The 25,686-nt window shown below is 60.0% G+C and carries 23 protein-coding genes; 11 read left to right on the top strand and 12 right to left on the bottom strand.

The window, feature by feature from the left end; genetic code table 11:
• Nucleotides 1-84 precede the first annotated feature (84 nt).
• On the bottom strand, nt 85-438 hold the full coding sequence (locus ACKVY0_RS11905; RefSeq protein ID WP_409215042.1) for a hypothetical protein: 354 nt from the start codon (nt 436-438) through the stop codon (nt 85-87).
• Between the two features lie 364 nt (nt 439-802).
• On the opposite strand from ACKVY0_RS11905, the gene ACKVY0_RS11900 reads away from it, so the two are divergent.
• From ACKVY0_RS11900 to ACKVY0_RS11880, 5 genes are all read left to right on the top strand, one after another.
• On the top strand, nt 803-1,921 hold the full coding sequence (locus ACKVY0_RS11900) for a DNA-directed RNA polymerase subunit alpha (RefSeq protein ID WP_409215041.1): 1,119 nt from the start codon (nt 803-805) through the stop codon (nt 1,919-1,921).
• A gap of 31 nt (nt 1,922-1,952) precedes the next feature.
• Entirely contained in the window at nt 1,953-2,441 is a 489-nt protein-coding gene (rplQ, locus tag ACKVY0_RS11895) for a 50S ribosomal protein L17 (protein ID WP_409215040.1), read from the top strand.
• Nucleotides 2,442-2,612: 171 nt separating this feature from the next.
• Nucleotides 2,613-3,527, top strand: a complete 915-nt coding sequence (locus ACKVY0_RS11890) for an adenylate/guanylate cyclase domain-containing protein (RefSeq protein WP_409215039.1) — start codon at nt 2,613-2,615, stop codon at nt 3,525-3,527.
• Between the two features lie 429 nt (nt 3,528-3,956).
• A complete protein-coding gene (locus tag ACKVY0_RS11885; RefSeq protein ID WP_409215038.1) occupies nt 3,957-5,225 on the top strand; it encodes a Gfo/Idh/MocA family protein in 1,269 nt (422 codons plus the stop codon).
• Between the two features lie 80 nt (nt 5,226-5,305).
• On the top strand, nt 5,306-5,548 hold the full coding sequence (locus tag ACKVY0_RS11880) for a hypothetical protein (RefSeq protein ID WP_409215037.1): 243 nt from the start codon (nt 5,306-5,308) through the stop codon (nt 5,546-5,548).
• A 34-nt stretch (nt 5,549-5,582) separates the two neighbouring features.
• Here the strand turns inward: ACKVY0_RS11880 and ACKVY0_RS11875 are convergent, their stop codons facing one another.
• The 5 genes from ACKVY0_RS11875 to ACKVY0_RS11855 form a co-directional block, all read right to left on the bottom strand.
• On the bottom strand, nt 5,583-6,938 hold the full coding sequence (locus ACKVY0_RS11875; RefSeq protein WP_409215036.1) for a sulfatase-like hydrolase/transferase: 1,356 nt from the start codon (nt 6,936-6,938) through the stop codon (nt 5,583-5,585).
• A 127-nt stretch (nt 6,939-7,065) separates the two neighbouring features.
• Entirely contained in the window at nt 7,066-9,606 is a 2,541-nt protein-coding gene (locus tag ACKVY0_RS11870; RefSeq protein WP_409215035.1) for a c-type cytochrome, read from the bottom strand.
• Between the two features lie 84 nt (nt 9,607-9,690).
• Nucleotides 9,691-10,434: a platelet-activating factor acetylhydrolase IB subunit gene (locus ACKVY0_RS11865; protein WP_409215034.1), complete on the bottom strand. Its 744-nt coding sequence runs from the start codon at nt 10,432-10,434 to the stop codon at nt 9,691-9,693.
• Between the two features lie 64 nt (nt 10,435-10,498).
• Entirely contained in the window at nt 10,499-11,566 is a 1,068-nt protein-coding gene (locus ACKVY0_RS11860; RefSeq protein WP_409215033.1) for a serine hydrolase, read from the bottom strand.
• Nucleotide 11,567: 1 nt separating this feature from the next.
• Nucleotides 11,568-12,278: a type I 3-dehydroquinate dehydratase gene (locus tag ACKVY0_RS11855; protein WP_409215032.1), complete on the bottom strand. Its 711-nt coding sequence runs from the start codon at nt 12,276-12,278 to the stop codon at nt 11,568-11,570.
• A gap of 61 nt (nt 12,279-12,339) precedes the next feature.
• On the opposite strand from ACKVY0_RS11855, the gene ACKVY0_RS11850 reads away from it, so the two are divergent.
• Together ACKVY0_RS11850 and ACKVY0_RS11845 are read left to right on the top strand one after the other, a co-directional pair.
• On the top strand, nt 12,340-13,734 hold the full coding sequence (locus tag ACKVY0_RS11850) for a sugar transferase (RefSeq protein WP_409215031.1): 1,395 nt from the start codon (nt 12,340-12,342) through the stop codon (nt 13,732-13,734).
• A gap of 50 nt (nt 13,735-13,784) precedes the next feature.
• Entirely contained in the window at nt 13,785-14,135 is a 351-nt protein-coding gene (locus tag ACKVY0_RS11845) for a VOC family protein (RefSeq protein ID WP_409215030.1), read from the top strand.
• Nucleotides 14,136-14,142: 7 nt separating this feature from the next.
• On the opposite strand, the gene fabV is transcribed toward ACKVY0_RS11845, so the two are convergent.
• Nucleotides 14,143-15,336: an enoyl-ACP reductase FabV gene (gene fabV, locus ACKVY0_RS11840; RefSeq protein WP_409215029.1), complete on the bottom strand. Its 1,194-nt coding sequence runs from the start codon at nt 15,334-15,336 to the stop codon at nt 14,143-14,145.
• Between the two features lie 210 nt (nt 15,337-15,546).
• On the opposite strand from fabV, the gene ACKVY0_RS11835 reads away from it, so the two are divergent.
• A complete protein-coding gene (locus ACKVY0_RS11835; protein WP_409215028.1) occupies nt 15,547-16,710 on the top strand; it encodes a hypothetical protein in 1,164 nt (387 codons plus the stop codon).
• 27 nt (nt 16,711-16,737) lie between these two features.
• Here ACKVY0_RS11835 and ACKVY0_RS11830 read toward each other — a convergent pair whose 3' ends face one another.
• The 4 genes from ACKVY0_RS11830 to ACKVY0_RS11815 all read right to left on the bottom strand — a co-directional run bounded on the left by ACKVY0_RS11830 (nt 16,738) and on the right by ACKVY0_RS11815 (nt 20,163).
• Nucleotides 16,738-17,088: a translation initiation factor gene (locus tag ACKVY0_RS11830; protein ID WP_409215027.1), complete on the bottom strand. Its 351-nt coding sequence runs from the start codon at nt 17,086-17,088 to the stop codon at nt 16,738-16,740.
• An 8-nt stretch (nt 17,089-17,096) separates the two neighbouring features.
• A complete protein-coding gene (locus ACKVY0_RS11825) occupies nt 17,097-18,044 on the bottom strand; it encodes a hypothetical protein (RefSeq protein ID WP_409215026.1) in 948 nt (315 codons plus the stop codon).
• Nucleotides 18,041-18,997, bottom strand: a complete 957-nt coding sequence (locus ACKVY0_RS11820) for a DNA-methyltransferase (RefSeq protein ID WP_409215025.1) — start codon at nt 18,995-18,997, stop codon at nt 18,041-18,043. Before ACKVY0_RS11820 ends, ACKVY0_RS11825 begins: the two co-directional genes overlap by 4 nt.
• Before the next feature lie 98 nt (nt 18,998-19,095).
• Nucleotides 19,096-20,163, bottom strand: coding sequence for a nucleoid-associated protein (locus tag ACKVY0_RS11815; RefSeq protein WP_409215024.1), 1,068 nt, complete (start codon nt 20,161-20,163; stop codon nt 19,096-19,098).
• Between the two features lie 199 nt (nt 20,164-20,362).
• Here ACKVY0_RS11815 and ACKVY0_RS11810 point away from each other — a divergent pair, with 199 nt between their 5' ends.
• The gene (locus ACKVY0_RS11810; protein ID WP_409215023.1) at nt 20,363-21,448 is read left to right on the top strand and encodes an SAM-dependent methyltransferase; all 1,086 of its coding nucleotides are present in this window, start codon (nt 20,363-20,365) and stop codon (nt 21,446-21,448) included.
• A gap of 151 nt (nt 21,449-21,599) precedes the next feature.
• Here ACKVY0_RS11810 and ACKVY0_RS11805 read toward each other — a convergent pair whose 3' ends face one another.
• Nucleotides 21,600-21,827 carry a hypothetical protein gene (locus ACKVY0_RS11805; protein WP_409215022.1) on the bottom strand — a complete coding sequence of 76 codons (228 nt, stop codon included), beginning with the start codon at nt 21,825-21,827 and terminating at the stop codon, nt 21,600-21,602.
• A gap of 335 nt (nt 21,828-22,162) precedes the next feature.
• Here ACKVY0_RS11805 and ACKVY0_RS11800 point away from each other — a divergent pair, with 335 nt between their 5' ends.
• Entirely contained in the window at nt 22,163-22,876 is a 714-nt protein-coding gene (locus tag ACKVY0_RS11800) for a PEP-CTERM sorting domain-containing protein (RefSeq protein WP_409215021.1), read from the top strand.
• Nucleotides 22,877-22,970: 94 nt separating this feature from the next.
• Nucleotides 22,971-25,686: beta strand repeat-containing protein (locus ACKVY0_RS11795; RefSeq protein WP_409215020.1), on the top strand; the 2,716-nt coding region annotated here is incomplete at its 3' end.

Genomic DNA, 25,686 nt, shown 5'->3' with positions numbered 1-25,686 from the left:
TCAGTAGGAACCAAGCTCGCACACGCGGCTGTCCCAGAGGGAATCGCGCAGCATGGGCACAATGCGTCTGTCAGCGACGCCGACTCAGTTCAGCAAAGAGCAGAACAACACCGGCAGCCGGACATGCGGCTGCGTGTCGGCACGGCAGGCATGAAACCGTGCCTTGAATGCTTCCGCTGGTGGTGCCAGTGGCAGGAACTGCGTGAAAGCCACCCACAGCACGGCAGGTACAAGCTCGCGCCCCGTCACCGGCGGCGTGCTGGCGGGAACGGGCAGCGCCGGAGCCTGCGCAGGCTCCGCACAGCAGCAAGTCACTGCACCGGGGGCGCAGCACTTCATCCCACACACAGGTTGCGTATCTCCCCGCACCACTGCGGCCCCAGGCCAAGCCTGCACCACGAGTGCGATGATGAGGAAGAGTGCGCGAAGGAGAGACATGGCTGACGCGGTACTTACGGACGGTGGGCTAAACAGTTACGAGAAATGCAAACTTACTTCATACGCAACCCCCCAACACCTTGCGCGCCTCATAGCGCGTTCCCGGTTCACCAGCCGAGGCACTGGCCAGCGCGAGTGCTGGACCAGCTTCGGAACAGAGCTGATGCACCCGCTCCGCCACCGACTGACGAGCATCTGGCCGCCGCTTTTCGCCTGAAAATCCCGGTTGCATTCCCGGGATCGACCGGCATTATCCCCGCCCCCGCGAGTCCGCCCCTTAATTCGCCGTTGGTCTCCGAGCCTGCCTCTCTTCGAGATGTGCAGGATTCTCGCCCGGAGGTAACCCGGCCATATCCTACATCCCATGTCAGTACGTCTTGCTCGATTCGAGATGCCCGGCCGCCTTGTCAAAAACGAGGCCACCGCCACCGATACCTACGCCCAGTTCATCGCCGAACCCTTCGACAAAGGTTACGGTCACACGATCGGGAACTCCCTCCGCCGCGTCCTCCTCTCCTCCCTGGAAGGCGCCTCCATCACCTCCGTGAAGATCCGCGGCGCGGAACACGAATTCACCACGCTCCCTGGCGTGCTGGAAGACGTGGTGCAGATCATCCTGAACCTCAAGAAGGTGCGCTTCCTGCATCACAGTGACGCCAAGGAACCACGTCTGCTCTCCATCCTCGTGGACAAGGAAGGCCCCGTCACCGCCGGTGACATCAAGGATGACAACCACTACGAAGTCATCAACAAGGACCTCGTCATCTGCACGCTCGACCGCAAAACGAAGTTCGAGTGCGAGTTTGAAGTGCGCGTCGGCCGTGGTTTCTCCACTTGGGAGGAAAACAAGCGCCCCGACACCCCGATTGGCGTCATTCCGATCGACTCCATCTACAGCCCGGTCACCCGCGTGAAGTATGCCGTGGAAAACACCCGCGTCGGCCAGAACACCGACTATGACAAGCTGGTGCTCGACATCTGGACCGACGGTCGCATCACCCCGCACGACTCACTGCTCCAGTCCGCCGCCATCCTGCGCCATCACCTCGACGTCTTCGTCAACTACGACGACAAGGCCGTCGAATTCGAAGCCGCCCCGGAAGCGCAGAGCGAGGAAAACAGCGAGCTGCGCAAGCTCCTGAACATGAGCGTCAACGAGATCGAACTCTCCGTCCGCGCCGCGAACTGCCTCAACAACGCGAACATCACCAGCGTCGGTCAGCTTGCCATGAAGACCGAGGGCGAAATGCTCCGCTACCGCAACTTCGGCAAAAAATCCCTCACCGAGATCAAGGAAAAGCTCGCCGAGCTTGGCCTGTCTCTTGGCATGAAGTTCGATCCTGCGCTGCTGGAAGCCACCCCTGGCGGTGTCTCCCTGCTCGCACGCAGCAGCATCATGGGCGACGACGATGAGGCCGACTCGCTCGACTTCACCAAGCTCGTGGACAGCCACACTCCCGACATCGACGACGAGGACGAGTAATCAATCACTGGAAGAAAGACTTATTTAGGACATGAAACACGGAAGAAAAATCGTCAAACTTCAGCGCAAGCAGGATCACCGCGACGCGCTGCTCATGAATCTCACCTGCTCGCTCATCGAGCATCGTCGCATTCGCACCACGCTCGCCAAGGCCAAGGCTCTCCGCCCTTACGCGGAAAAGCTCGTCACCCTCGGCAAACGCGGCACCCTGCATGCACGCCGCACCGCCCTCTCCTCGCTGCGCCACAAGGACAGCGTGAAGAAGCTCTTCGAGGAGATCGCTGTCGCCTCCAAGGACCGCGTCGGTGGCTACACCCGCATCACCAAGCTCGGCCAACGCCGCAGCGACTCCGCCCCGATGGCCTACATCGAGTGGGTCGATGCCTACGTGCCAAAGGCCGCCGCCGCCCCTGAACCCGAAGTCGCAGCCGAACCTGTGGCCGAAGAAGCAACGCCGAAGAAAAAGGCTCCTGCCAAGAAGAAGGCCGCCGCGAAGAAGAAAGCCGCCGCTGCTGAATAAGCCGGCGTCTCTCATCGAGAACCATCCCAACGCGGGAGTCGCAAGGCTCCCGCGTTTTTTTGTCATCATCACCCGGCGGCATTGCCCGCATGCAGACTGCATGGACAACGGGCCGGGGTTGGCTAGACTGGCGCGGCAACGAGTCCTGCAATGATCGCAACACATGCCTGTATGGGAGCGACACTCAAATCCATCGAGGACGGCCACGAGATTCAGCTCGGGGAGCATAACATCATCGGCCGCGGTGCCCAGGCGTCCGTCCGCGTGCTCGATCCCAGCGTCTCGCGTGAGCATGCGAGCCTGCAGCACAGCGCCTCCCTGTTCTGGCTGGCTGACCTCAAGAGCGCCAACGGCACCTTGGTGAACGGCACCGCCATCACCACCCGCCGGGCGCTGCGACATGGCGACCGGGTTCAATTCGGGACCTGCTCCTTCATCTTTGAGCAGGACGAGCCTGCCAAAACGGACCACAAAAGCACAGGCGGCATTTCCACCGCTTCGCTGCCGGTGAAGACCGTCAAGGCCACGCTGCTCGTCGGCGATCTGCAAAATTTCACCGTCATCTCCGCACAGCTCACCGCCAGTGAAGTGGCGGACATGCTGCGTGAGTGGTACGAGGACTGCCAGCAGGTGCTCAAAAGCCGCGGCGCCACCATTGACAAGTTTCTGGGCGACGGCGTGATCGCCTACTGGCCCGGCGACGCCCCCGCCACACGCATGCAGGCCACCGAGGCGGCAAGGCTGCTCTGCGGTCCTGCCGGCCGCCATGCCCCGCAGCGCCAGTGGCTGCGCGAACACCGCAGCATCGAGGTCATCTGCCATGTCGGTTTGAATGTCGGCACCGTGGCGCTCGGCCCGCTGCTGCGCGGTGTGAGCACGATCGTTGGCGAGGCTTTGCGGGTGACTTCTGGCATTGAAGGCCTCACCCGCAAGCTGGAGGCGCCGATGCTGGCAGGGGCCGCGTTTCTCGACGGCTGGCCGGAGGGTCAAGAACTCTACCAAAGCGCCGGCCGCCACGCCGTGGGAGGCACCTCCAAGCCGCTGGAGGTCTATGAGCTGACCGAGTTTGCGACGGCGGCGCTGTGACGGCACCAGTCATCCCACTCTTTTAGGGGAAACGGGGGCAGGCTGCAACGGCTTGACTGATGATTAATACTCATGTTTTTCGTTGCAGCAGCACCCACCAAGAAATGTTTCAGCGGTGCGCGAACCATCGCCCGCGTCTCCTTCCAGTCAAGACGCCCCAGTTGTCGGCCCACATTCGCCACGCAGCACATGGCCGGTTGCGCTGCCAGCCATTGGAGCCACACCATCGTTCGCTTCTACCGCAGGTCCACCCGCAGCACATTTCTAGGGTCAGCGCCTTTCCCCGGTTCCAGATCGGCAGCTTTCAGTGCGCTCGCGTTGAGTCCGCGTGATTTGAAGGCGGCTTCCTCAAACATACCGAAAGGCGGCACTCCGGTATCAGCATCATGTCTTGCGCAAGCAAGGCGTCCGCGTTCCATACGCAACACCATGGAACCCACCCTCAAGATCGCCCTCGTTGGCGCCGGCATGTTCGGCGGAGATGTTCACGCGCGTGCTTACGCGGACTTGCAGCGCTTCGGCATCGCCGGGCAGCTCGCCCGCGTCGGACTCGACAAATACTCGCGCGAACTCGCCGGGGTGAAGTTTGATCTCGTCGCCGTCGCCACGCGCAGTGAAAAGTCCGCGCAGAAAGCCGCCGCAGCCTTCAAAGACATCACCGGCCATGAACCGCGTGCCTTTCATGGCGATGCGCCGTGGAATGACATCCTCGCTGCCTTTCCCGATCTCGATGTGATGGCCGTGGCCACGCCGGATCATCTGCACACGCAGCCGATTCTCGCCGCGCTGGCCCGAGGTGTTCACGTTTTGACCGAAAAACCGATGTGTCTCTCGATTCAAGAGTCCGACCAGATCATCGACGCTGCGAAGGCGAAGAACCTCATCGTCGCCGTCGATATGCACAAGCGCTACGACCCCGACCATCTGCGCATTCGCGACGACATTCAAAACCGCATCGGCGCACCGCTCTATGGCACCGCGTATCTCGAAGAACCGCTCGAAGTCAGCACCAGCACCTTCAAGTGGGTGGAAAGCAGCGATCCCTTCAGTTACGTCGGCCCGCATTGGACCGATCTCATCTGGAGTTACTACAAATCGAAGCCTGTGAGCCTGACCGCCGTGGGCCAGAAGCAGCGTCTCATCCGTGATGGCATCAACGCCTTCGATGCCGTGCAAGTCCGCGTCGATTACGCCAACGGCATGTCCATCAACTACCACAACAACTGGATCACGCCCGCTGACTTTGAAGGTCCGGTCAATCAAGGTCATGAAATCCTCGGTGCCGACGGCAAGGTCGAAAGCGACCAGCAGTACCGTGGTTTCCGCTGGTGGAATCAGGGTGGCGGCTCCCGCACCAGCAACAACCACTTCACCCGCGAAGTTCAGCGCCCCGACGGCAGCAAAGGCTACATCGGCTACGGTGTGGATAGTCTCACCGTCGGCTTGGTGGCGGTCTGCCGCGTGAAGTTTGCCAACGAAAGCCGCGACGCCGTCGCCGCACTCTATCCCACCGCCGAAGAAGCCCGCATCACCTGCGCCATCGTCGATGCTGCAGCCAGAGTACGGGATTTGAACTTCAAATACATCAACGAAGGCAAGGGCGCGACCGTCACCGCCCGCTTCGGCCCCGATGGCATCACCATCATTGATCCGAACGCGGCGGAGGTGTTTCAGCGCATCTACGACAAGGCGCTGTGAGCTACCGGCACGGTTCCCGGCCTTGACATCGGCCTTTGATCGTTCATACACAGACTGTTGCCATCACCAATAACCCATCTATGAACCTATCCGCCTCCCAACTGCACCGCGCCGCCAAGCTTCAAGAAAAGATCGAAGACATGCAAAAGGATCTCGCCGCTCTGCTCGGTGATTCCTCCGCTGCCCCATCCACCGCAGCCACTGGCAAACCCGCCAAGAAGAAGCGCACCATGTCGGCTTCTGCCCGCAAGAAGATCGCCGCCGCCCAGAAATTGCGCTGGGCCAAACAAAAGGCCGCCGCCGGAGACAAGAAAGCGAAGTAATCTTTCGACAGTGATTTGGTAGAAAGGCTCCGGGCTATTCCAGCTTCGGGGCCTTTTTCTTTTTTCCGGCCCCAGCCTTCTTCTTTTCCTCCCCTTCCCCGCCAAACGCCTGCCCTTGTTTCGCGATGGCTTCCGGTCTTGCACCGAGAAATGCCACGAAGGCACGCATCAGCTCCTCCTTCTTGTTCGCCGCCGCTTCATCCAGCGCATCGGGCAAGGGTGTTTTTTCCAACGGATCAGCCTGGATATCGAAGAACCTTCCGTCTGCATAGAGTTTGAAACGTTTGTCCTGAGCCCACTCCGCCTTTGCCTTTGGCCCGCCACTGGGATTATACCAAGTGTAGCGCCACTCCCGCGGATTGCCCTGCTCGCCCCGAATCTGCGGCAGGAAGCTGCGACCATCGAGCTTGAGTGATTCGGGGATGGACACGCGTGCGGCGGCACAGATCGTCGGCAGGAAGTCCGTCACATCGATGAGGTTGTCGCAGGTGTGGCCGGACTTCGCGGCACCGGGCCAGTTCACGATCAGCGGCACGTGCGTACCGTGCCCAATCGTCTGCCCTTTGGCCCCGATGACAGTTTCGCCGCGAAATTTCATCGGCGTGCCGCTGCCAGTGCCATTGTCGCCGAGGAAGACGATGAGCGTGTCGTTGCGCAGCCCCGTTTCATCCAGCCTTGCCACCAGCTTGCCGATCAGTTTGTCCATGTAGGCTACCATGTCGGCAAACCGTTGGCCATTTTTGCCTTGGGAGTTCTTGGCCGCCTTCTCGTTGTAATCAGCGCTGTCCGGTGTCGGGTCATACGGACTGTGCGTGAGCATCATCGGATAGTAGAGCAGGAAGGGCGCGTCCTTCTTCCGCGTGATGAAATCCAGCGCGTAGTCATTCACGATGTCCGGCCCGTACTCGCCCTGCGTGTAGTCCATCTCTTTGCCATTCACTTCGAGGCCCGGATTCTTGTAGCGGCTGGGACGCCGCGTGAGCTGCCAGAGGCAGTACTCATCAAAGCCCCACTTTGCCGGCAGCGTCATGTCATGACCGAGCTGCCACTTCCCCACGATCCCCGTCGCATAGCCCGCCTGTTTGAACAGATTCCCAAACGTCGTCTGCGCCGGGTCCATGTGGCCGAAATGCGTGTAGTTCCGCGCATTGACCATGCCCGTCATCAACGCGACACGCGTCGGCGTGCAGAGCGGCTGCACATGACATGCCTCAAACCGCACGCCTTCCTGCGCCAGCTTGTCGAGGTTCGGCGTCTGCGCCGATTCGCCGCCATTCGCAGCGATGGCCTCGTAGCCGAGGTCATCCGCCATGATGAGGATCACATTCGGCTGGCGGGGGGCGGCGTGAAGGGTGGAAACAAGAGCAAGAGTCGCGAGGAAGTATCTCATGCACTGGGAACGAACGTCCTCGTCATGTTCCATCGAGAACTTAGCTTCAAGAGGTCAAGCAGTGGTCAAGTGTCGAGCCTTGACCACTTCTTGACTCCTTGACCATCCCTTGACCGCGCGAAGCGCGCTACTTCACAAACATCGGATCATCCGGGTTCCCCTTGCTCAGCAGGTAGGCCAGCAGATCGAGGATGTCGTCTTCCTTGAGCATAAACATCAGTCCCGGCGGCATCATGCTGATCTTGCTTTCCTCCGTCTTCACGACCTTGCGGGCATCGACGTTGGTGAAGTTATTGGGGTCCATCATGTTGGTGCAGACCATCATGATGTTTTCCTTCATGTTGGCGATGCGGCCCACGACGGTGCTGCCATCCTGCATCGTGAAGACGGTGCTGCCATACTGGTCGCTGATCTCCTTGTTGGGGTCGAGGACGTGCTCCAGCAGGTCACGCGGGCTGTATTTGCCGGCCACGCTGGTCAGATCAGGACCGATGGCACCGCCTTCCTGATTGAAGCGATGGCAGGCGAAGCAGGTGGCGGCACCAAACATGTTGCGGCCATTGGCGAAGTTGCGATTGCCCTCCAAACCGACGCCGAGGGACTTGCTCAGTTCATCCAGCGTCCACGCTTTGACGAACTGCATCGGCTTCACCGTGAAGCTCGGCGCTTTTGGCTCCGGTTTGACATCGAGGACGTCCTTGATCGCGAGTTTTTCCTCCTCGGTCATCGTAGCGAGGGCGTTCTGCTTGATCTCATCGATGAAGAGCTGGAAGGAGGCACCGCCCTTGTAGTTCGCGGCACGCAGGAACCAGCGGAAGTAGTCCGCACGCAGTTCCTTCGTCCAGCCGCTCTTCGCAAAGCGCAGGATGCGGGCGTAATCGATCTGTTCCTCCTGCGTGGGCGAATCATTCACCCGCGGAGCCGCTTTGGCGACCACAGCGGCATCGCCGAGATACACGAGCACCTCGCACAGGTCACGATTCAACGCCGGATCATTCGTCGGATACAGCGGCGACAGATGCGCGATCAGTTTGGCCTTCGTTTCGGCATCCGGCTCGCCCAAGCGTGTGAAAGCGAGCATGTAATCACGTATCAACGTCACGCGGTCGATGCCCTTGAGCGCCTTGAGGTCGATCTTGTTCAGCGCAGCGAGAATCGGCTGCTGGAGTGATTTGTCGCCACCACTGCTGCGAACCAGGGCCATCAGCGCGGTCAAAGCGGCGCGGGGATTGGTCTCGTTGAGTGCTTTGTCTTTCCACGAAGCCACTGGCTGGTGCTCAATGACGATGCGAGCGGCGAAACGGATGTTGCGATCTGTTGAAGCGAGGTGAAGCCAGGCAGCTTCGATAGCTTTTGGGTCTTGGCGGCCATGAACGGCTTCAAGTTCTGAGCGAATGCGCTGCGGATCAGCTTTAGCGCCTGCACCCAGCAACCAGTCGAAACTAAGTTCATCATTCCCACTCCCGACCTCAACGAACTTTGTCACCACCTGCGCTGGTTTTTCATCGCCCACATAAGTCACCCGATACAATCCCGACTGCACCTTGCGGCCACCAATGCTCACATACATCGCGCCGTCTTTTTTCGAGACCTCGATGTCCGTCAGTGGCAGCGGTGAGGCGCTCATGAATTCTTCCTGCAATCCGGTGTAACCGCCACCGTTCGGAGAGAGATGCACAGCATACATTTTGCCGTAGCTCCAGTCGCAGATGAAGAGTGCATCTTGATACTTGGCGGGAAACTTCGCACCGTAGCCGAAGGCGACGCCGGTGGGCGAGCCGGGGCCGATGTCGCAGACGGCGGGCAGGCTGTCCTCCCAGCGTGCGGGCCATTTCTTGCTGCACGTGCGCCAGCCAAACTCGCCGCCGCTTTGCATGAAGCACACGCGTGTGGGGCGATACCACGGCATGCCGGTGTCCCATTCCATGTCGGCGTCGAAGCCGAAGATGTCGCCCTGGCGATTGATGGCGATGTCATAGGTGTTGCGGGTACCGGTGTTGATGAGTTCCCATTTTTTGCCGTCGAGATCGGTCTTCGCCAGCCAGCCGCCGGGAGCGAGCACGTCACGCATGAAGCCACGGCCCAGGATCATCGGGAAGAGCTGGTCTTCGGCCCAATGACGCGGCACGCGGCTGGTTTCGCAGCTTGGTTCGGGCGTCTGGTTGCCGCACATGACATAGAGCGACTTGCCATCGGGCGAGAGCACGACGCCATGCGGCCCGTGTTCGCCGGCTTTGCCGGGAAACGCGCGCAGCAGCTCGACGGCATCGAATTGATCATCGCCATTCGTGTCCTTGCAGCGGTAGAGGCCGCGGCCCTGATACGCCTCGTCATTCACCACGCCGTAGAGGCTACCGTTGTGAAAGAGCAGGCCCTGGCAGTGGCCGAAGTCGATGCTGAGCTTCTCGATCTTCGTTTCCGACGGACTGCCATTCAAAGCGGGCGGCGTGATGCGATAGAGCGCGCCGTATTGGTCGCTGGTGATGAGGCGGCCCTTGTCATCCTGCGTCATCGAGACCCATGAGCCTTGATCCGCCTTCGGCACGGAGTAGAGCAGCTCGGCCTTGAAGCCTTTGGCCATCTTGATCGCGGAGACCGGCGTGGCTTGATCAGCGAGTTGAGCGAAGCTGGTGGAGGCGAGGAGTAGCAGGGAAAAGAGACGTTTCATGGGAAGAAATGGCGGAGAATGGTGTGGGGACAGGTTCATCCTTCGCAGTCTTGCTACGGAGAATGGAATGTCCCCACTCCTTGGTTACTTCATGAGTTCTTTGACCTTGCCTTCGATGGCGGCAGTCCACATCTCGTAGCCTTTAGCATTGAGATGAAGGAGGTCGGGCATGATTTCCTTCGGCAGGGTGCCGTCGGGCTGGAGGAAGGTGTTGCCGATGTCCAGGTAGTGGACGCGTTTGCCATCGGTAAAGCTGGCGATGAGGTTGTTGGTGGCGACGTTTTGTTTGCGCATGGCGTCGTCCTTGGTGGCTCCGCGTGGGAAAATGCCGAGCAAGAGCACCTTGGTCTCCGGCAGTTTTTTGCCAAGGATGTCGAGGATCGTCTTCACGCCTTCGGCGGTCTGTTCGGCGCTGCTGGTGTAAACGACACCGCCATGCTCGGCGGCGGGGCGGCCTTGGTGGCCGGTGTTGTTGGTACCGATCATGAGGACGATGAGCTTCGGCTTGATGCCATCGAAGTTGCCGTTTTGCAGACGCCAGATGACGTGCTCGGTGCGGTCGCCGCCGATGCCGAAGTTCGCGGCCTTGAGCGGCGCCCAGGTTTTGGCCCAGGCCTCTTTGCCATTGCCTTCCCAGCCCTGCGTGATGGAGTCGCCGAGAAAGACGAGCTGCGCTTCACCCAGCTTCGAGATGGCATTGAAGGACTCGTGGCGCTTCACCCAGCCGCCTTCACGCGGCTTCGGGTCGGTGGCGAGATTTTTGGCGGTTTCAGCGAGGCTGACGGCGGCAAAGCAAAGCGAGGCGAGGAGAATGGCGTGTGATTTCATGGTCGGAGGCGGCGATGATGCCGGGGAGCCATGAAACTGGCAAGCGTGATTCTCGGTTCACCCCTCACGCCTTGAGCGCCCAGTCGAGGAGCGACTGCGCATCCCGCCACACCGCCTCACTGCTGTCATTGAGCACGATGACGATGCGGCGGCGGCCATTGCGCTCGCCGGTGGCGACGAGGCAGTAGCCAGCGGCCTCGGTGTAGCCGGTTTTCATGCCGTCGCAGTAGCTGGCGGTGCGCAGGACGCGGTTCGTGTTTGCCAGCTCGATGAATTTGCCGTCGGGCTTGGTGAATTTGAAGCTCTGCAGCTTCACGATCTTGCGGATGTCAGGCAGCTTGTCGGCGGCAGTGGCGATGGCGGCGAGATCACGGGCGGTGCTGTAGGGATCATCGTCGGTGAGAGACGGCAGGCCGTGGGGATTGATGAAGTGGGTGTTTTGCAGGCCCAGGGCTTTGGCGCGCGCATCCATTTTCGCGGCGAAGGCGGCGACGCTGCCGGCGTTGTCGCGGGCGAGCGCCTGAGCGATGTCGTTGGAGCTTTTCACCATCATGGCGGTGAGAAGCTGGCGGCGGGTGTAGGTTTCGCCGACTTTGAGGCCGAGACGCACCGGGGCGCATTGCGTGTCGGCCAGCTCCACGGTGACAATCTTGTCGAGATCACCTGCTTCGACAACCAGCAGGCCGGTCATGATTTTCGTCGTGCTGGCGATGGCGCCACGCAGATCAGGGTTTTTTTCAAAGAACACATCGCCAGACTCAGGATCGATGACGATGCAGCGGCCGGCGGTGATCTGCGGGATGGGGCCGCGCAGGTTCTTGATCTCAATCTCGCGGCGAACTTTTTTGGTTTTCTCGATCTCGTCCGCAAGCTGGGTTTCGAGCTGGGTCTTGAGCTGCGCCACGGCGGCCTCACGCGAGGCGATGTCGGCCTTTTCACGCTCAAGGCGCTGGCGCTCAGCGGCGATTTCACGCTCGAGTTTGGAGATGCCCGCCGCTTTGGCTTCCACCTCCTCTTCGCGCCATTGAAGCTGCTGCTCGCGCTTCGGATCATCACAGCCAGTGATGGAGGCGCAAAAGAGGCCGACGAGCAAAGCGCGGCGTGCGTGGTGGAAAGGGATGCGAGTGATCATTTCAGAGTTCGGCGAGGAGTTCCTTCAGGCGGGCGACAGGCCACTGACCTGGCGCATTCGAGGCACCAATAAAGCCGTAATTCAGCAGGCTGCCACATTTTGCCAGCACCAGCCGCGAAACACGACCCCAGGGCCCCATGCCCATGGCGGAAAGACGCAGGCGATGCGTCTCACCCGCCAGTTTCATGAGGCGGATCAGATCGTCCTGCGTGTTGAGGTAGGTGGCGAGCTTCACGGCATCCAACCCGGCCTGCTGGGCGAAGTTGACGGCACCGCTGAGCACCTCGTCAGCCGGAGTGGCCTGGAAATCGTGAAAAGAGCCGACCACCGGCACACCGGCGGCACGCGCCTTGGCAATCGTCCCCTGCATCTGCGCGGCGCTGCGCAGTTCCAGGTCGATGAGCGTGGCGAGATCGAGCAACGGCTCGATCATGGCCGCCCGTGCAGCGGGATCTTCGGGTCCTTGGCCGCCTTCAGCCGGATGGCGGGCCGTCAGGAGCAAGGGAAGCGTGTTCCCAGCCAGAAGAGCACGCAACTCAGCCGCAGGCAGTTTCAACTGATCCAGCCGCAGTTCCGCGACATCGCACAAAGCCAAACGTGCCGCAGCGTCGAGCGCAGTGAAATGCTCCAGCGCCGCCGAGTCGGCGATGACCCCGACAGCGAGCGGTCGGGAAGAAAAGAGCAGGTTTTTGGAGGAAACAAGTTGTGCCATTGGCTAGGTTGACTATAAATTTAATAAATCTGAATAAATTTCAGCCACTATTACCGACATTATGCTGGGCAGGAAGCAAGAAATCAATTTGCAGCTCACCGAGTTGTTCGACAGCGCGTTGCTGGCGTTCTGCTTGTGGTTCGGGCATTTCCTGCGGGCCGACTTGGTGCCGGTGTTCCTGCCCGACGCGCCGGAGATTCCGCCGCTGGAGAAGTTTTACTGGGTCATCGCGGTGGTGGCTCCCTTCACCCCCATTGTTTTGGAGGCACGTGGCTTCTACTCGAACATCAGCAACAAGACGGCTGGACGCTCGGTGCGTCAGCTAGCGGAGGCGCTGGCCGTCATCGGCATGTGCATTGCCTTCTGCATGGTGTTCTTCAAATGGTCGGTCGAAAGCCGTGCCGTGGTCATCTTCTCCGTCGCCCTCGGGGCGCTCTCACTGCTGCTGCGAGAGGCCTGGCAGCGTGACATGTTGCGGCGGCAAATGATTTCGGGCAAAGGCCGTGAGCGAGTGATCATCGCCGGAGCAAAATCCGATCTGGACGCCTTCCTCGCGAACATGAGCGCCGAGCAGCGCGCTGAAATCGAGGTCGTTGGGCAGATCGACATCACCCAGAGTCCCGTATCGGAGCTTGTGGTGGCCTTGCACGAGCATTCCATCAGCCGTGTGCTGTTTGCCGCCCAGCATGTGCATTTCAGCAAGATCGAGGAAGCCGTGCAAGCCTGCGAAACCGAGGGCGTCGAGGCCTGGATCGCCGCCGACTTCTTCCAGACCGCCATCGCCCGCCCGACCTTCGATGTGCTCGGTGGGCGCCTCATGCTCGTGTTTCACAGCACGCCGCAGGCCTCGTGGGAGCTGCTGTTTAAAGGCATCGTCGATCGCGTCGGTGCCCTTATCATGCTCGTGCTGTCCCTGCCACTCTGGCTCGTGGCCATCATCGGCATCCGCCTTGGCTCACGCGGCCCGATTTTCTTCAAGCAGGAACGCGCGGGGCACTACGGCAAGCCGTTCGTCATGTGGAAGTTCCGCACCATGCATCAGAACGCTGAATCGCAGCGTGCCGACCTCGAAGTCCACAATGAGATGGACGGCCCCGTTTTCAAAATCACCAACGATCCGCGCATCTTCGCCTTCGGCCGCTGGCTGCGGCGGAACAGCATCGACGAACTGCCCCAGCTCATCAACGTGCTGCGTGGCGAGATGAGCCTCGTCGGCCCGCGTCCCCTGCCCGTCTATGAGATTCAGCGCATCGAAAAACATGCCCAGCGCCGCCGCCTCAGCGTCAAACCCGGCCTGACGTGCCTCTGGCAGGTCACTGGCCGCAATGGCATCAAGAACTTCGAGGAATGGGTCGCGCTCGACCTCAAATACATCGACAACTGGTCGTTCTGGCTCGACCTGAAAATCCTCGCGCAGACACTTCCCGCCGTGATTCGCGGCAGCGGCGCGAGTTGAACTGAGGATTCGCTGTCCCCGTCGTCTGAACTGTGGCACAGACGACGCACATGAAAGTAGAACGCCTCAAATACGTCATCTGGGCCGCCGACATGAACCGCGCCGTGAATTTCTACGCGCAGGTCTTCGGCGGCACCATCCTCAAGCAGAACGACATCATCAGCGAGGTGTCCATCTGCGACGGCATCATCGGCATCCACGGCGGCGGCGAAGGAAGCCGCACCTGGACGGGATTGAGCTTTCAGGTGCCCGATGTGATCGAAGGCGCGCACGAAATTGTCGCCGCAGGCGGTCAGCTCACGCGTGAGCCACAGCCCGAAAACGGCGAACCACCGCATCTTGCGATGTGCGTGGACCCCGAAGGCAACGAGATCATGCTCACGCGCAAACGCGCGCACTGATCACGGCTCACGCCAGCGACGGCACGCGCACGTTCACATCGACCTCGGCGTTGTAGTCCACGCCTTCGAGGCCGAAGCCGAAGAGACGGAGGAAGCTGGACTGGTAGCCTTCGAAATCGCCGAGTTCGGCGAAGTTTTCGGTGTTCACCTCGGCCCAGCGCTTGCCGACGAGTGCTTGCACGGCAGGAGCCATCTCCCAGTCATCGACGCGAATACGTCCGGCTTCATCGGGTTGCGGCTTGCCGTTGTAGAGGCGCTCGCGGAACAGGCGGTCCATCTGCTCCATGCAGTCTTCATGCGTGCCCTCGGCTTTCATGACCTTGTAGAGCAGCGAGATGTACAGCGGCACGACAGGAATGGCGGAACTGGCCTGTGTGACGAGCGCCTTGTTCACGGAAACCCAGGCCTTGCCCTTGATGGCGGCCAGTTTGGTGTCGAGCACGCGCTGCACGCGTTCGAGGTCTTCCTTAGCACGACCGATGGTGCCGTTCTTGTAGATCGGCCAGGTCACTTCGGGTCCGATGTAGCTGTAGGCGACGGTTTGCGTGCCTTCGGCTACCACGCCGGCGGCAAGCAAGGCATCGATCCACATCTCCCAGTCTTCACCGCCCATGACGGCGATGGTTTGGGCGATCTCATCGTCGTTGGCAGGTTCGATGGTCACTTCATTGACCACGCCATTGCCGGTGTTGAGGTTTTTGTTCGTGTAGGACGCGTTGCCAATGGGTTTGAGCACGGATTTGAAGACCTCACCGGTCTTCGGATGCGTACGACGGGGTGATGCGAGGCTGTAGATGATGCAATCGACCTGCCCGAGGTCTTGTTTGATCGCCTCGATGACTTCGGTCTTCATCGCGTCGGAAAAGGCGTCGCCATTGAACGAGCGTGCATACAAACCGGCGGCCTTGGCCTCATTTTCAAAGGCGGCAGAGTTGTACCAGCCCGTGGTGCCGCAGCGATCAGCCTCAGCCGGTTTTTCAAAGAACACGCCGATGGTGGCCGCGTTCGAGCCAAACGCCGCCGCGATACGCGAAGACAGGCCGTAGCCGGTGGAAGAACCGATCACGAGCACCTTCTTCGGCCCGTTGGCGATGGGGCCGCGTCCTTTGACGACGGCGATCTGGTCAGAGATGTGTTTGGCACAGCCGGTGGGATGCGCGGTGGTGCAGATGAATCCACGGATTTTGGGGGCGACGATCATAGTTGGGTATTTTGAGCGTTAGCAGCCGCACAGGGGCTGGCAACTGGTTTTCCCCGGCTGAAATCATCCGCACCCCAAGAGCGCTTGAAATGAGTTCGTGTCTTCAAACAGCCGGGATGGTAATTTACCGCTCGAATTCCCCAACCAAGTCTTCTCTCCATGAAATCCACGACCTCTTGGCTCTGTGCATGCGTTTTAGCAGTATTCGCGATGCCTGCCCCACTATTCGCCGGGACCAAACCAAAAGCGGAGCCCAAGACGGAAAAGAAAGCTCACAAGGCTGGCCCGCTTGCCACGCACCTCATCACCGTGGCGGATGATTTCGTCGTCGAGGCCTACAAGAACGGTGTGCGTATTCAAGATGGCCAGCGCAAGCTGCTCGACGAAATCCACGGCGCCACGGTCGAACGCATGAACGTGGAAGTTCGCCCCGGCGACTGGCTGGTGTTTCACGTCGTGAACAATCATTTGCGCTGGGGTGGGTCGAAATACTTCGCCGTGGCCGGTTGTCTTGGCACAAACGACTTCGGCTTCGTCTCCGATCCTGCCTCGGAGGCATGGTCCGTCTGCGATGAGCCATCACGCGTCCGCGATTTCATCCGCCAGCGTGAAGAAGGCACGGAGATCCGTGCTGGAGCCATCGCCAAGCCTTGGGAGGAAGGTGATGATCACATGCGTGAACACGCCGGTGCTGGATTTCCAGGCAAAGCGCTCTGGGGTGGCGGCGGTTCGACATGGATCAAGTTCGTCGCACCCAAAAACCTGCCCAAACCGGTCGCTTTACCCTCCCATGAGACTGTGCCGGTGAAAGAGATCACCACTCCTGCTCCCACGCCGCCACCAGCACCCAAAGCCATGCTCAGCCCCACCCGCTGGCCGGTGCAGATCTTGTACGCCATGTATGGCAGCGGTGACAGGAATGCGGATGTCACGTTGCGGTTAAAGGAACTCGTGGAGGTGAAGAAGGCCGTGTTTGCCGTCGATCCACCGACGCTCGGCATCGACCCGATTCCTTATTGGAACAAAAGCTTGTGGATTGCCTTCATCAAGGACGGCGTGCGCCGCGAGGTGCGCCGTTATGAAAACGAGCATGTGCTGCCCGAATACTTCTACGGCCCGCAGGATGCGCCCGAACTCACGAAATGGCTCCCCAACAGCCGCTGGCGCTCCGAAAAGGGCGAGCTGCAATTCTACGCCGATCACACCGTCGTCGGCTATCCATTCGAAGGCACGCCGCAGTGGGAGGCGCTCGCCGGTAACAAGGTCCGCATCACCTGGTCCGCCGAGCGTAAGGTGGAATACGTCTTCGATTGGACGTGGAGCAGCTTTCACGAAGCCGAGAACGACAAGTCCGTGTTTCACGTTGTGCCGTGATCTGGCCGAATTCACGGTTCCGCATGTTTACTTCACGCCTTTGACCTCGAAGCCCTCAGCTTCGAGCACCGCGCGGATTTTGGCGGGTTGATCGCCTTGAATCTCGATGCGCTTGTCACGCACGGTGCCGCCGCAGCCGCAGGCAGAGCGCACGCGTTTGGCGATGGTTTCGATGACGGAGATGGGCAGGTGTGTGGCGAAATCTTTGATGACGATGACCGTCTTGCCGCCGCGATGCGCGGTTTCACGCTGGAGTGTGACACGCCCCATCTTCCACAAACGCTGCGGGGAACCGGGATCGCCCTTCTCAGGCGGTCCGGGCGGTAGATTCGGCAGGTTGAGGCTGGCGAACGGGTCGTTGTTGGGAAGCGACTTCATGGCTCCGGTTAAGGGGCGGCATCTGCCGTTGGTTCCAGCTTCGCGACCACGGCATCACGATTGATGAGCGACCAGATGTCGCCGAAGAAGAAATGGTCAATGGTCCGTATGTGCCTTTGCAGCAGCGGATCGGTGCGCATATTCGGACGGAGATCGCAGTAATAGATGCCATCAAGCGGATTGATCTTCAGGGTGAACGCCTTGAAAGGTCCCGGCAAGAACGTGGTGCTCACACCATACTGCTGTGGATTCGCCGTTTTCTTCCTCTGCACATCATTCAGGAAGATGGCGACATGGGGCACCTCCTTGTCGGTGAGCTTTTGCAGCAGAAACTTGTCCACGAAAATCTTGCCAAGCCGATCCTTGCTGCTGGTTTTCACCGAGCCAATCGTTTTCACAAACTCCCCGCCTTTCACGATGAGGTCATGCTGAAAGCTCATGGAGCACTCCACCTTGCCATCCACGACCACTGGCACTGATACTGTCCCGCTGGTGCAGTCCACACCCACCCGGACCAGCAGCAAACGGATCAGCCGCTCGAACAAGTCGCCGTTGATTTTTCTCGCCTGGTTCGACTGGCCGGCAGGCAGTGCATCCAGCGCGATGCCGATGGTCTGTTGCAAACTGTAGATGCAGCGGCTAAGCCGTTGGCGGTGCTCTGGAGTGTCCGAGCGGGGTTCCTTGATGCAGGTCAGCAGACCCACAAACTCAGCCAGTTCCGTTTCACAGTTGTCGTGTGTGAGCATCAACTCCGAATTGAAGGGACGCGACACATTGAAATGCCCCTCCTTCCGATACTGCCAGAAGTGATAGTGCGGCTCATTTTGAGAGACGATGGTGGCCTGAATGTTACCCAACACGTAGTCCAGAAACGAGCGGGCAAATTCCACGTAGGCTTCAATGCTGGAGAAGCGCTCCTTGTCCGTAACCCTCGCTACGAGCTGCTTCAGGGTCATCGAATGCTCTCCCTCCGCAGTGCCGTCTTTCGATCTAGCTCAGCCCAGTCTGCATCGGAGCGTCGGACGATGCGTTCGAGTCTGCCAGCGGCAAAGCCATTGTATTCGGCACTGCTGTCGCAGCCCAGCCAACGTCGGCCCAACTGCTCGGCGACGACGATGGTGGTGCCTGAACCTGAGAAAGGATCAAGCACCAAGTCGCCGGGATTGGATGAGGCCAGCACAAGCCTTCTGAGCAACTCCTCGGGCTTCTGAGTGGGATGCGCTGTCTTCTCACCCATGCCATTGCAGGTGGTGGGGATTTCGATCACGTCCTTGGCCTTGGCACCAAGCGGGTTTGGCGTCCAGTGGTCGCGGTCTTTGGGGTCTTGCCCCTTGCCGTATTGACTCGTCTCTGCCTGCGGATGCTCCGGGTATTTCAGGGTGTGCGCACCGTAAGGAATGCGAACGGCATCCATGTTGAGTGTAAATTGCCGCGACTTGCGGAAATGCAGGATGCTTTCATGTGACCGCCCCCAGTCTTTACCGAGGTTGGCCTTGTTTTTGTAGTGCCATACGAGCCAGCGGCAGCCTTCAAACAGGTGAGATGCCGCCACCTTCACGTCAGCCAAAATCTCTGAGAATCCGCAAACATAGATCGTCCCGGACGGCTTGAGCACTCGGGAAGCTTCGGTGAGCCAGTCGCGTGACCAGGCCACATAGGCATGCATGGAGTCAAAGGTGTCCCAGTCAGCCTTTTTGATGTTGTAGGGCGGGTCCGCGAAAATGAGATCCACCGACGCCGATGGGATTCCTTTCAGCCAATGGATGGCGTCACCCAGAAAAAGGGAACCATTCTTTCCCTCATAAAATGGCTGAGGATGCTCGCTCTCCTGCGAGAGTTCGCAGAACACGCCCTGATCTTCGATAATGTCGAACTCGATCTGCTGCTGCGGCTTTCGTTTCACTGGCATGGTCAGCACATAGCATGGGGCGCGCTAAAGCCGCAAGCTCTTGGATGGCGGATTATGGGGCTGAATGCGTGGCTGAGACGATGATCGTCGCTCTCGCCTCAGCCCGCGTTGATGTCCTTGTTGTAATACACCTTCACAAACTTCATGCCCTTCTTGTCGTCGTAACCGCGTTCGATCTGGGGATCGGCTTCGCTGCTGCCGGGCTTGATGTGGATTTCGACGCCGGTGTCGAGGCGGAGGATGGCGGCGATGCGTTTTTTGGCTTTGCTGAGGTCTTTCTTGGAAATGTCGAAGCTGGTCTCCAGGGACTGGCCCTGCTCTTCCTCGATGCGGGCACGGTGCTCGCCAAATTGGGCGATGGTGTCGGGATCTTTGAGCACGTCGCGCTCAAACTCCTGTAGCTCGAATTTTTCGCGGTCTTCGAAGTAGTCGAGCGCGTCTTTGGCGGCGTTCGCGGTTTCCCACGGCGGTGTGTCGTCATCGGCGGACTTTTGCTCTTCGAGGAAGGAGACGGCCATCTTCGCATAGGCATTCGTGAGGAAGGCGGCATCGGGCACGGCCTCCACGCCGAGGAATTCGCGCACCCAGAAGCGGGAGTCGCTGCCGCTGCGGTCGAAGGTGAGGACGTAGTAGCCTTTCTCCGGCCAGTAATCGAGGATGAGGCAGCCTTTGTCGATCTTGTCGGGATTGATGCCGTGCTCGGTGCTGAGCTGGAGATCGCCGTTGCGCGGGGTGATGGTGAGGAAGGGCACCACGCTGTCGCTTTTCAAGATGCAGAGGCCATTGACCAACTCGCCTTCGATGTGGACTTCCTTGAGCATGGCGATGCAGAGGTCGCCGGCTTTGATGTTGGGGTGATTCGACTTGGCGTAGAGGCGCTGGGCGATCTCGATGCCTTTGGCGAGGAGCTTGTCATTGTCGGCAAAGATGGCCTTGGCGCAGTTGTTGACCTCGTGCTGGGCGAGCGAGGCGTGATGCGTAAAGCGATGGGCGATGCAGGCTTTGAAGGGCTTGATGAAGAGCGCGGTGAGGTTTTCCTGGTCCTCTTCGGCGACCTTGAAGACCTCGCGGGAGGTTTGCAGCGGCTCTTCGCGCTGAGGATTGCCGACCTTGGCGAGGACGACGTTGGTGACGGTGGCGGTGTTGAGGCGGAGCTTGACGGACATGCGGGGCGCGGAGGGTAGAAAGGGAATGGGATACGCCAAGCATTTATGGCCTACGGAACACACGGAATTCACGGAATCCGGATCAGCGGTTGGATTTTCCGTGCCTTCCGGGTGTTCCGTAGGCCGTTGTTTTCAGGCTGGGTGACTTTGTTGGAAGAACCGATTGGCTTCGTGCGGGCATCTCGCAATGAGTGGGCGCATGACGAAGGCTGCTGAAAAGGAACCTGAAACGCTGAAGCCCTGGCTGGTGCGCATCCCGGAGATTTTTGAAGGGATCGCGCCGGAGGTGTTGCCGCGATTTGGGGCGGATTCGAGCACGCGGCTGGGGCAGGACTATTATTTGATCAAGACAGCGACGCCGGAGGCGATTCAGCAGTCGGAGGCGGCGAAGTTTGCGCGGTGGAACCTGCCGATGGACCACACGTGGCCGTGCAACGCGCAGAAGATGGATGGATTCATCGAGAAGGCGGCGCAGACGCTGCTCAAGAAGTTTGGCGAGAGGAAACCGCAGGGGATTTTCATCGGCACGCTGCAGCCGACGTCGCCGGACAAGTATTACAAGGGCCTGGCGTCGAATCTGCGCGGTCGCGTGCTGCAATTGTTCCCAAAAATGGCCGCAAACACGGTGGAGGAGCAGGAGGCGACGGCGGAGACGTTGTTTTGCCTCGTGGGGAAGGAAGGTTTGTTTTGCGGGATGCAGAGTCCGCGTGCCTCGAACGGCCTGTATGCCGGTGGCAGCAAGTACATCGACCAGGATGCGCCGGATACGATCAGTCGTGCGGGAGCGAAGATCGCGGAGGCGTTGCATTACCTGTTGCTGTACCGGCCGCCGTTGGCTGAGGGGTGCCATTGGCTCGAACTGGGGGCTTGTCCGGGCGGGATGACGTCGGAACTGCTCGCACGCGGCCAGCGGGTGACGGCGATTGATCGTGCGCCGCTGGACAAGCGGCTGGATGGTCGGCCGGGATTGAAGTTTGTGCTCGAAGATGTGGCCGCGTTTCAACCGCGAGGTGGAACGACGTATGACGCGCTGCTGTGCGACATGAACGGGCCGCCGGAGGAGTCGATTGAGCAGGTGATTCGCCTCTCACGCTCGTTGAAGCCGGGGGGACTGGTGGTTTTCACGCTCAAAGTGCCGCGTATCGAGAATGTGGAGGAGCCGTGCGAGCTGTTCCGGCTGATCGTGTCGATGTCGAAGGCGGCGGGGCTGAGGTTGTTGGCGCAAACGCACCTGACCTACAACCGGCATGAGTTCACGCTGTTTCTGGAGAAGCCGCAGGACTGACCCTAAAGGCGGCAGTTGATAGCAGATGGTTGATAGTTGTTAGCCGGAGCATCAACCGTTTGCGGCAGCCTCCGGGACTCACCGGCCGGAAGATGACATCAGCCACACGCAAAACTCTCAGAGTCAGGCTATCAACCATCAACTACTGACCTCAAACTGCGGTTTCTAGGCTGACCTCTGCCTCAGGGAGCTTTTCAGGTAGCAGCAGCACCGCGCCTTTGAGCAGGCGGCAGAATTCCTTCTTGGAAACGCGATGCATCGTGCCCTCCTTGGTGGCGGGGTCCTTCATGACCTTGTACTCGATGGAAAGCCGCGCCCATTCGACGATGCGGAGGTATTCATCGCCCTTTTTCCAGATCTGGCCTTGTTCCAACGTCATTGGCTCCTCTAATGCCCGGTGTCTGCCTGCGCCATGAGATTTATGCCTGAGTACATCCAGACCGGGCACCAGAACCGAGTGGTATCCTGGGCAGCCAAGACAATGGGCACGGGTGGAAAAGAGTGAGGTTGGGGTGGCCGGAGTGAGGTGTGCCGAGCGCTAAAGGGAGGCTTAGGGTGTAAAAATTATGTCTGAAAAGAGGCTTGTTTCCTGTCTTGTTGTTATTATAATTATAATATACCTGAAATATTAAAAGCCTACAACGACTCCGGTGCCACCTATCCGGGCCATCCCAAGCAGCGGCCACCGTGCCGATTCATCCCCAAACCCTCCCCATGAAACAACACTCCATCATCAAACCCATCCTCGTCCTGACTGTGGCGCTGGCTTGGCTGTGCGGCTCTGTCAGGGCCAGCACGGTCTTCTGGGGCAGCCAGTTCAACGATCTGCTGTTCGACAGCGCCGGCCAGCCGCTCGATTCCTCATTCTCCTTCGAGATCGGCACCTTTGGCGGCTTCACGCCGACATATCAGAACGTTGACCAGTGGGCTGCGAACTGGAAGGTGTTTGACCGTGCGTTTGACCCTGATGCCAATGGCTGGAATGCCGTGGAGCAGTTTTTTGTCGGAACGGTGAATCACAACACGGGAGGCGGCTCGGACTCGCCCGATGCCAATCCAAGCGATGTCTTCGCCCAAGGTGAAGTGGTTTATTTGTGGGCCTACAACTCCAAGAACATCGTGCCCGGCAGCGAGTGGGCGCTGGTGACCGACGGAGCAGCCTCAGGCGATCTGGCGGACGACTGGATCATTCCAGATCCAGCCGACACCGTCAGCTCGTTTAACTGGCAACTGACCGACGCCAACTCCGCCGTGATCGGCGGTGCCAATGGTGTGCAGGGCGAGGGGACTTTTTCTGCCAACCCAGGCACTTTCAGTCTGCAAACCGCCGTGGTGCCGGAACCCGGCTCCGCATTCCTGCTGCTCGCAGCCGCGGCCACACATGTGATCCGCCGCGCCCGCCGTCTGACCCGCACGACTCTGCCCTGACCAGCCTCCCATGAGGGAAAACACATCACGAACCGACGCTCCAGCGTGCCGCCTGACAGCGACACGTGTCGTCGTTTCTGCATGGGTCGGTTTGATGGCTCTTTTGGCTACAACGGGGGCCGCACAGGCACAGACCCTCGACTTCAGTGACTATTCGAGCTTTGGCAGTGCCAGCAGCACGGCCATTACGACGCTGAAACTCGGCGCCACCACAGACAAAGAATCCGCCATCACCGCCAACACCACCGCCACCGGTGATGACACGACCGGCACGGACGACGAAGACGGTGTGACCATCGCGACCTCCGTTGCACAAGGCGCGGCCTCATCCATGACGGTGAACGTCACCAACACCAGCGGTGCCACCGCGTATCTCAATGTCTGGATCGACTTCAACCGCAACGGCGTGCTCTCTGACGCGGGCGAGCAGGTGGCGACGAACACGCTCATCGCCACCGGCACTTCCAACGCGAACAACACGGTCAACTTCACCGTCCCCACAGGCGCGTCGCTCGGCGTCGCCGGGGTGCGCGTGCGGCTGACTTCCACCAGCACGCCTGGCGCCACCGGCTTGAGCGGCAATGGCGAGGTGGAGGACTATGTGACCACCATAACCGCGCCCACCACCGACTTCGGCGACTGGGCGCATGCGACCAATCCTGCTGGCGCAGCCACCACCACGACGAGCAGCATCGTAAGCACCAGCCTCCGCCTCGGTGCCAGTGTTGATGCGGAAGTCAGCGCCACGACGAACGTCACTGCCACGGGAGACGATATCACCGGGAGCGATGACGAAGATGGCGTGATCGTTCCGAACCGGGTAAGCCAAGGCGACGCCACCCTGCTAGTAGTGAACGTGACCAACACCACGGGTGCACCAGCCTATCTCAATGCCTGGATCGACTTCAACGGCAACGGCGTGCTCTCCGACGCGGGCGAGCAGATCACGACCAACCAAGTCGTCGCCACCGGCACCAGCAACTTGACCTTGACGGTCAATTTCACCGTACCTTCGAATGCTTACCTCGGGCCGGTAGGCGTGCGTGTGCGGCTCACCTCCACCGCCAGTCCTGGGCCCAATGGAGCCAGCGGGATCGGCGAAGTGGAGGACAACTTCACCACCATCTTCATCCCCTGTGGCTACTCCAGCGTGGCGTGGATTTCATCCGTCTCAGGCAGCAATACTTACTTGGAGACCTACGACTTCGTTTCATCTGCCAAAGCCACGATCGGACTCACCAAAGACAGCTCCAACGTTAACCACGCCTTGTTTGATTTAGCGTGGGCCCCAAACGGCAAGCTGTACGGCATTGAGGCTAGCACCAACTCCTCGGTGTTCGAGGTCAACCCCTCCACCGGCGCACTCACACTCATAGGCAGCGTCACAGGAACGTACAACGGCATGGTGTTTGACGACATGGGCGTGCCCTACCTCAGCAGTTCGGCCAACGGCGACATATTCACCTTCACTCTGTCCGCTCTCAGCACATCCGCCGTGACGACTCCGACTCTTTTGTATGACTCACCCGCCACTGCTCCCAACGGATCAGCCCTCACTAGCGGCGGCGACCTCGCTTGGGTGGGCAGAGATTTGTATTATGCCGCGACTGGCGGCTACTCGAAGTTCTATCTCTATAAGGTGGTCACAGGCACGACGACGGTGCAGTTGGTGGGCGAATTCGTCACCACCGCAGGCAGCCCCGTCACCGGCGTGTTTGGACTCATTGGCGATGGCCATGGCACTTTGTATGCGCAGGCCGGCACCAGCTTCTATGAGGTCAATAAGAACAACGCCGTCAGCACACTCAAGTCCAGCGCGACCACCGTCAATACGATCTACGGAGGCACCATGCCCTTTGACTGGTGCCAGACAAATCATGACCACGGCGATTATTCCGGCTTTGGCCAAGCTACCAGTGCCGTTCTCACCGGCCTTCAAATCGGTCCCTTCAATGACGGCGAATATGCCGTGGCCAACAGCCTCGCGACTGCTGACGACACCACCGGCTTCGATGACGAGGACGGCGTGACTCCACCTGCCGCGCTGAACCCTGGCTTTAGCTCCAGCATCAGCATCAGCGCCACCAACCAGACAGGCGCGCCAGCCTATCTGAATGCCTGGATCGACTTCAACCGCAACGGTGTGCTCACTGACACAGGAGAGCAGCTCACGACGGACCAAGTCATCGCCACTGGCACGAGCAACGCCACTATCACACTGCCGTTCACCACGCCCCTAAGTGTCACCGCAGGAGCGGCGGGCTTGCGAGTGCGCCTCAGTTCCGTCTCCTCGCCCGGCCCCACTGGCAGCGCCGGCTCCGGAGAAATTGAGGATTACCTCATCACCACCAACAACCTCGTCTCGACCGGTAACCTCGTGTGGGCAGACTCCAACAACAACGGCCTCAAAGACGCCAGCGAAGCAGGCATCTCCAATGTTGGGTTACAGCTCTTCCTCAGTGGCCAAAACCCCCTCAGCGCCACGCCCACCGCCACCACCACGACTAGTGCCACCGGTGCGTATCAGTTCAGCGGCCTAGCTCCAGGCCAATACTTCATCTACATCCCCACGCCCCCCGCTTCCGCTCCGCTGAGCACAAGTCCCACTGTGACCACGGACAACAGCGTGGACAATGATGACAACGGCAGCCAGACCACGCAAGGGCAGTCCGTGACTAGCCCAGTGATCACACTGACTTCGAACGGTGAATCCATCGCTGACGGCGACACCAATTCGAACACGGACCTGACCTTGGACTTCGGTTTCCGCACCTGCCCGGCCATCACCATCTCGCCTGCCACACTGGCAC

It is taken from the genome of Prosthecobacter sp. (assembly GCF_046154365.1).
In the GTDB taxonomy this organism is placed as follows: domain Bacteria; phylum Verrucomicrobiota; class Verrucomicrobiia; order Verrucomicrobiales; family Verrucomicrobiaceae; genus Prosthecobacter.
This window is presented reverse-complemented; position numbering and strand designations above follow the sequence as displayed.